The organism is Nostoc sp., from assembly GCF_036917775.1.
Classification (GTDB): domain Bacteria; phylum Cyanobacteriota; class Cyanobacteriia; order Cyanobacteriales; family Nostocaceae; genus Nostoc.
Genome location: NZ_JBALEQ010000077.1, coordinates 45,333 through 52,799, shown reverse-complemented (window position 1 = coordinate 52,799; position 7,467 = coordinate 45,333). Strand labels below are relative to the sequence as shown.

Below are 7,467 nucleotides of genomic sequence, written 5' to 3'. Positions count from 1 at the left end.
GCATTCGAGTCATCCTGATTTGGAATTGATTCATCTGGTATTGTTGGCAAAGGAACCAATTGATTGTTCTCTGTTGGCTTTGGCAACACATCAGTAGGTAAGGGTGTGGCAGGAATTTCTTCTAATCGACCAGGTGGTAAGGTCTCAGGATTTGGAGTTTGGGCAATTACCTGCTGATAATTAGATAATACTGTTGCTAAAACAAAGCCGAATGCCAGAGGTCGCAGTCTAGAGATAATACTTACAGGCTTGTTTAATAATACTGAACTAATACTAGAGTTTTCAATAATGACTTGTTTCACCAACACCATTCTCCTTAAATTTACAAAAAATAATTCAGGAATCACGAGCAAAGCCAGAGACGTTCCGCTAATGGGTCAGAATTCAGTTGGTTATTCCGACCAAATAACGGTGCTTCTTAGCGGTAGGGAGTCAGTAAATATCTGAATAAAGGGATTTAACTATCTTGTGTAACTTTAGGAGAATTCAATTAATGAAAGATTACAAGATTTTGAATTCTATTTTTTGTCTAAGAATCTTAGTTTTTATGAGAAAATAAAGCTTCAGTACTTGATGAAATCAAATTCTTATAATCTAGCTTTGATTATTATTTTCTCCAAATGACAAAATAGAGTTAACACTGATACTAAATGGGATCATTTATTAGTCTTAGTTTTGACTTGTGAATTCTAAGTTTTTAATTCTTATTCAATGATTATTTATTTACGTTTATGTAATTAATCCCCGATAGCGTGGTGTACTGTAATATCTTGCTAATTAATAATGACTATGTTTTTTACAGCTATCATCAGGGTAAATACTGTTTTTTTCAATTTGTAAAGTTAAAAGATTATTTAATTTGAGGGCGGCTATTTTCTAGAAGACGAATTTTATTTGGGTATAAAGCCATCTTGTTTTGCCGGAGAACAAATAAGCGTAGTTGCGCTTAAAGTGGTCAATATAGGCTGTTACACTCTATAAGATAGTTCAGTCAGTAAATTAACAAGCCAGCCTAATAAAAGCTTCTTAAAAGTAATTTGAGCTATCAATTTACTTAATAAAAATTTATTTGGTCATATTTTTTAAGATTAACTTTGAATACCAAAAAATCAAATTAGGAAAATCCTTAAATATTGTAAGGATTTTCCCTATTAGCTTTTTCACTGTATTCTCCAGTGAATCGGAATACACTCGACAGATGCGATCGCTTGAGCATTTGCACTGATTGTAGCAATCACTCTACCGCGTGGCTTATGTGCCATCGACTGGGACTGAGAGTAGTGTTGATCGATCTAATGACTGGGGTTGAGATTAAAGGCGAGGAGGCGATGATTCAGGTTTTGGCGGAATTCTCCAAGCACAATGTATCTCACGTTAAGGGGATTCTCAAACTGACCATCCCACTTGATGAATTTTCTCTGTAGATTTTGAGAAAGTATCTCACTCAATTCGGATTGTCTTATGAGTCGCAGCAACCACTGGAGGATGGTCAAAGGGTTAGGTACTATCGGTTGAATAGTGAGGATGTCGCGTTTGCCAACCCGTATCACCAATCATTTCGGAATCTCTTGTCTAACGTTGAGTTTTTTGTTGATAAATTTGCGGTGCAAGAATCACTTGAATTTGCTTTTCTTGACATCTTTGAGAAAAAGCGCTAATTTGCTCAGACTCGTCTCCTTCAATTGACAAAGATCGTAAAAATCCTTGAAATCCTAAAAAAGCTAATTCGTAAATGGCTTTTTGACTAAAACCACCTCCAAAATAGCCTGTGTGGGTATCAATACCTTGAGGATCTCTATTGTTAATAGACTTCCGAATAAATGCCAAGGTTAGGAGAATATAATTCCAAACATTTATCGCTGGTTTTTGGATGGCAGAACTAACAATTCCGATCTTATCCATCCGGTCATCTTTATAATCTGTACAGTCAAAATATGTAAATAAATCTGCGGGTTGTACCCGATCTTCTGACATTTTAGTTATCTCTTCAATTTTTCTATGTTCGCTACTAGAAGAACGAATTTCTAAATATTTATAAGGGTTGTCAAGTCTATAACCTTTACCATAGTCTTGCTTGTGCAAATTAACAACTCCATATCTGGGTGTGTTACCCACTAAATCATTTTTATTGTTGAAATGCTTAACTGTTATATTACCAAGCCTGTATCCACTAATACGGGTTCGCGCTGGGAAACTAAAATAATTTGCGGCAGTAGAGGTAAATCGTAACACTAAGTCTCCCTCATTACAAAATATATAAGCTTCTTCGCAGCGACGTAAAGAAGAACGAAGAAAATTAGCTCGTCCTGGGAAAATACTTTCTACAGGAATATCAGGTGCAACTAGCACAAGTCTCCCTAATCTAAATATATTGCCAATATCCGAATCCGGTTTTTTATTAATAGACTTTACATCAAAAACATCAGAGAGAATACGAATTACATTTGTAACTACAAAACATCCCATACTATGACCAATAAAAGATAATTTAATCCGTTTATTTCGAGGCAGCTTTACCGTATAATCAAGCTGTCTAATCAATTCAACTAAATCTGTAACTCCGTAATTAGTCGCTCTATAAATATCACGAAAATAAGTAGATAGTCTAAGAATAATTAATGTAAAAATAATTGAAGATATAATGCCAGATAAAATTAGCATCACTGTGAAAAAGTGGACAGCGCTATTACTCAAAATATTTAGGAACAATAAAGCTATAGCAGACCATATACTAATTGTTAGTCCCAGAGCTAAATTGATAGCTAGTAAAGTTGGTAGAGAAGAAAGTGCGTTGATTAACTTTTGACCAAAAGAACCAGACTCATCCGTTTTTGTGGGATTTTCTGATGGCCATCTATATCCAATAAAAATATACTTATTTGGTTGCTGAATAGACGAATTAATATATTCATAAATCTTTTTGCAGCCTGTCTCTGTATCAGATGGTGTAGAACTATATCCATGAATATTTATAATTATTTCTGGTTCGGGGCTTGATTCCAAAGTTTTAGCAATTTTCTCAATCATGTCTTGGGTTGAAGGTTCAGCTTGTCCATCATTGAGATTAAAAAGCTTTTTATTAGCAACTAATGATAAATAACTATTAGAATTATGTTCTTCTGTCTCAACGTTAAGTTTGGCAGTACTAACTACTAAATAGCCAGGGATTTTTTCCTGATTAGTTTTTTTTAACTCGTAAATTTTATACGGTGGATTGTCTGGCAGATTTTGATTATCACAATAGTTCATCAGGTCTATTTCCTTTTACAATTTAGGTTCAGGTATCGTAATCGCTTTTTGTTGATTTGAGTGGTGTGCAATCACTAAACACTCATTTTTCACCCTAGAAAGCATATCGTTAAAAGCAGGAGTATAACTACCATTTTTATCAACAACCTTACGCAGAGTATACTCACCAGCCCTAGAAAGTCCGCCGAACCAAATGTTATTTCTGTGCCAAATATCTCCATTGAGAAAATTTTTGTCTTGGGACATTGTACAATTTACAATCAATGTTGAAATTCGCATTCCCAGCAAAACAGGGATGATTTGAGCTTGTTGCAACGTTTCATCTTCAAATTGAATTTTATAAGTTACTTTAAACCATTGAATTAAACGTAATAATATCCAACCTGCAATCGAGTTATGAAAAGTCCACTGTAACGGGGAAAAAATTGGTAAAACCAAAGTTCTGTTCTGTATGTCCCATTCCAAGTTGTACATGGTAATGCAAGTATCTGGAAGGGGATTCCCATCCATAAAGAACACACCCTTCAGGATAGATGGTAAGTTTGTTTCTTTGATTGGAATCATCCAGGTTGCAATATTATCGAGTTGCTTTTTTTCAATTAATTCAGTCATCCTGATTTTTAATTCGTAATTAATAGACATCCAAAAAGCACTTTCCAAACATCCTCTAATTCAAAAGTTTCAAGTCCCAACTTTATTACTCATAGTTGTTTAGTAAAACCTTGTAGTACTAAATTATTAGGAGTAACGGCAGTCACTTTTTCAAAATCCCATTTAACTTCTGTAATTGAGTCCCATTGATAGTTCTGGAACAGATGTAAACAGAAAATCTTGATAAAGCCAATTGATAAGGATTTACCAGGACAGGCTCGCTCATGCCCTTCACCGTTCCAAGATAAAATATCTGAAAAATTCCGTGTTAGGTCAAAATCATCTGGATTTTGGTATCTGTTGGCATCCCGATTAGCCGTAAAAATAGAGCCAAGCAAACGAGTACCTTTTTGGAATGGACATTTTTGTTCTCCAATCTCAACTTCACCCCCTTCAGTGGTGAGTTGGCTAACAAACCGCACAGGTGGATAGAGACGAGCCGTTTCTAAAATCACTTGATTGAGAATTGTTAACTGTTCTAGAGCGTCTGAATCTAAAGTTTTCTTACCATTCCAGACTGCATTCACTTCTGAGACTACATCATTTCTGAGGGCATTATTCAAGCAGAGAACACCAATCACTGATCCTAAAAGCGCACTCGTGCCGGCAGTACCAGCGATATGAATCATATCGAAAAGGGTATTAGCAATTTGGTGTTCATTCAACTGATACTGAGCGCCTGTTTCAAAGTAAGATGCCCATTTAGCTGATTGTTTATATCGCTTGGTTAAATATTGACGATGCCGAATTTTTGGCGCTGTTAATATTGCCAGCAGATACTTGTTAATAAAATTAGGCAAGGATGCGAGAGCTAAACCTTTTATGTAACTATCGGATGCTGTGATTTCTTGCTCAGATAAAGATATCTGAAAAACCAGTTGATGCAAAACTGATAGGATGATCTTTGGCAAATCGTTGCCGATGTGTAATTTGCCTTGTTTAGCAGCTTCTAACAAGCTTTGCTCAACTAGATTCCCTAAGAAGTCTATCTTTTGGGACGGTTCTGGTAAAGCTTGTAAGATTACACTACGTAGTCCTGTGTGTTCGTTACCGTTCGTTCCTAAACTTAGAGGATTATCGAGTAGGTAGCTAGGAGCTAATATTCTGATGATGCCTAAATCATTTCCCCGCAATTGTGGTTGGGTTTGCATTAGTTCCCTCACCTGTGAGTGAGAGGAATACATAATTGCTTGGTCTACTGCAAAATATTTGTCTCCAATATTTTCCTTACGGATGTAGAGAAAGTCCCGCCACGCTTTGAGTATGATTGAGGCATCTGTATAATAGAAAATTAAACGCAGAAACTTGCCGATCGCAGTGTCATAACCTACTTTGGCTAGTATAGGTGCAAGCCATAGCTGGCGATCGTGACCTTTGAGAACTTTATCTTTAAGTGTCATAGTATTTACTCTCATTTGTCATTGGTCATTGGTCATTTGTCATTTGTCATTAGTTATTTGTCCCTAATTCAGATATTGATGCTCTGAGGAATTTTAGAAGGAAGGAGATACTCATAGGGTGGGCGGTGCAAATTACGCTGCTTGATGGTATCTTCTACCTGCTGAAGATTACTTTGGAATGCCTGCAACAATGGTTTTATTTTCTGGTCGGTAAAATATCCTTGCTGATATTCGCCCAGCTTGTTGTAGTGTACAGACCCTAATAAGCTGAGTAGGTTGTATTGCCGTTGCGCCTGATCTAAAGGGGGGAGCAAATTGAGGTAGTCTTGTTCAGTAACTTCTCTTTTAAGAGTTGAGGCTGGTAAATAACCTGCCATTGGTATAGCTGGGGCGTAGCCCATCAAATCTTTTTGCGGAAAGTTAACGGCTGCATGTTGGGCACTGGCAGTAAAAATAATCAGTGTAGTGGCATCAATCAGGTAATTTAGGGTTTTTATGCCCCCATCTTCGCCAAAATCGGGGATACGACCACCATCGTAAGCTGAGATTTCGGCTGCCCACGCTTGCAATGCTCTGTCTTTTTGAATGTCTTCATCGGTGGTGTAGTAAAGGTTTAGGTAGTCCCAAACCCATTGATGAATAGCATTCCATATTAATAATGCGTCATCCCGGTAAGGATAAACAGGCAAGAGATTGGGATCATCCACACCACGCTGTTGGAATTGCTTAGGTAAGATGGCACTATTGAAACCATAGCTTTGCAACCCTAGCACCGCTAAAACGCGAGAATTATCGATTGATGCTGAGAGTAATCTATCGACACCACCGCCTGGAGCAATGAGAGTACGTTGGGCGGCATCGTTAATTGCTAATGTACTGTCAAAATGCGGGCGCAGCAGGATTCTGAGGGGATGTGTGAGTGGCAATTGTCGAGCAGTTGCGATCGCAAAAACACCAACAAACAAGTGAGTTCTTGCTAGGTGAGTAACAGCTTCGTGGATGTTGGCATCTGCTATTTGGACAACTGTTTTGGCAAAAAGCCAAGCGTATTTACCGGAGTTAGGGGTAACAATTGGATAATCTGGGTCTGGGGTTTGACCGCATTGAATGGCTATTGGACGCAATAGACGGGTGGGGTCTGAACCTTTGGGTAAGGCAAACAGTGCTAAGGGAGCATAGAGATATTTTTGCTCGTGTGGGAATGTACCGTTGATCGCACCATCTAAAATTTTATAGTCAGCTAAGTAGAGTCTACCTTCAAGCCCTGCTGCTGCTAATGAATCGTCAGTTCCCATCACCGCTTGGTAATGTTCGTCTGTGACTGGGAAGCGATCGCTTGGAGTAGTTACTCGCTCAATCATTACAGGATTGTAGCCAGCGACTCTCATGTACGCAAATACTTCATCTTCCTGGTAAGTTTTGGCGATCGCTGGTAGACTAATCACCGGAAATAAATTTTCATAGTCCTTGAGACTGGTTGCATGTCCTGTAGGCTGTCCTTCATAGAGAAGGTTAATTATCCTATTTAGAGCATCTCTAAGGATCACAAGTCCGTTTTCTTTCAGAATAGAACAAAAAAGATCGTCGAGTTCTTTAACATCCTTAGATATACTTTTGAGCAAAAACTGAGGGATAATTTGCAGGATTCTTGCCAGAATGCTGATTCTGACTGGTAATGCTCCCTTGAGCAAGGCTTCTAAAATAAATCTTTCGACATCATCACGAATCGATTTAGAATCTTGATTGCCTCTGTTGACAATCAAGGTATTGATAAAAAGAACTCGTAACTGCTGGGCTAATAAAAAATACCAGTTAGTGGTGAACTCTTCCGTAATAGAAAGCTGATCCACCATCGCAATAGATGGAATATGGTTGTAGTTATATTGATACTCTTGCCTAGCTATATCTAAAGTATGAGTACTTGATGAACTGATTGAATGATCTGGTGATAAAGCAGTCATTGGCTCTACTCATGTGTAGTACTGAGAAATTTAACACTTGAGGATAAACAGGTTTGAGTTACTAACTTTCGGACGAAGGAACAGACAATGGGCAACAGTGAAGATTTTTGGTTAGATGGGGATCTTGTTCCCTCGACTTTTCATCGGGTCAGAAGCCCCGTCCCAATGGGACAATAGTGTTGGATGGGTTAATAGTCCACTTCCAA

Annotated in this window: 5 protein-coding genes and 1 pseudogene; 1 reads left to right on the top strand and 5 read right to left on the bottom strand. The window is 37.8% G+C overall.

Annotated elements, in window-relative coordinates:
* Window positions 1-302: pseudogene (locus V7K69_RS14530) on the bottom strand (ShlB/FhaC/HecB family hemolysin secretion/activation protein); the annotation flags it as partial.
* Window positions 303-1,280: 978 nt separating this feature from the next.
* On the opposite strand from V7K69_RS14530, the gene V7K69_RS14525 reads away from it, so the two are divergent.
* On the top strand, window positions 1,281-1,424 hold the full coding sequence (locus V7K69_RS14525; RefSeq protein WP_335035451.1) for a hypothetical protein: 144 nt from the start codon (window positions 1,281-1,283) through the stop codon (window positions 1,422-1,424).
* A gap of 148 nt (window positions 1,425-1,572) precedes the next feature.
* Here the strand turns inward: V7K69_RS14525 and V7K69_RS14520 are convergent, their stop codons facing one another.
* The 4 genes from V7K69_RS14520 to V7K69_RS14505 all read right to left on the bottom strand — a co-directional run bounded on the left by V7K69_RS14520 (window position 1,573) and on the right by V7K69_RS14505 (window position 7,261).
* The gene (locus V7K69_RS14520; protein WP_335035449.1) at window positions 1,573-3,249 is read right to left on the bottom strand and encodes an alpha/beta hydrolase; all 1,677 of its coding nucleotides are present in this window, start codon (window positions 3,247-3,249) and stop codon (window positions 1,573-1,575) included.
* Between the two features lie 15 nt (window positions 3,250-3,264).
* Window positions 3,265-3,861: a hypothetical protein gene (locus V7K69_RS14515; protein WP_335035447.1), complete on the bottom strand. Its 597-nt coding sequence runs from the start codon at window positions 3,859-3,861 to the stop codon at window positions 3,265-3,267.
* 89 nt (window positions 3,862-3,950) lie between these two features.
* Window positions 3,951-5,300 carry a cytochrome P450 gene (locus V7K69_RS14510; protein ID WP_335035445.1) on the bottom strand — a complete coding sequence of 450 codons (1,350 nt, stop codon included), beginning with the start codon at window positions 5,298-5,300 and terminating at the stop codon, window positions 3,951-3,953.
* A 68-nt stretch (window positions 5,301-5,368) separates the two neighbouring features.
* On the bottom strand, window positions 5,369-7,261 hold the full coding sequence (locus V7K69_RS14505) for a lipoxygenase family protein (RefSeq protein WP_335035443.1): 1,893 nt from the start codon (window positions 7,259-7,261) through the stop codon (window positions 5,369-5,371).
* Between the last annotated feature and the right edge of the window lie 206 nt (window positions 7,262-7,467).

Bases quoted from the DNA above. Each gene is read 5' to 3' on its own strand.
- V7K69_RS14515 (WP_335035447.1), bottom strand. From the start codon at position 3,861: ATGACTGAATTAATTGAAAAAAAGCAACTCGATAATATTGCAACCTGG.
- V7K69_RS14520 (WP_335035449.1), bottom strand. From the start codon at position 3,249: ATGAACTATTGTGATAATCAAAATCTGCCAGACAATCCACCGTATAAA.
- V7K69_RS14505 (WP_335035443.1), bottom strand. From the start codon at position 7,261: ATGACTGCTTTATCACCAGATCATTCAATCAGTTCATCAAGTACTCAT.
- V7K69_RS14510 (WP_335035445.1), bottom strand. From the start codon at position 5,300: ATGACACTTAAAGATAAAGTTCTCAAAGGTCACGATCGCCAGCTATGG.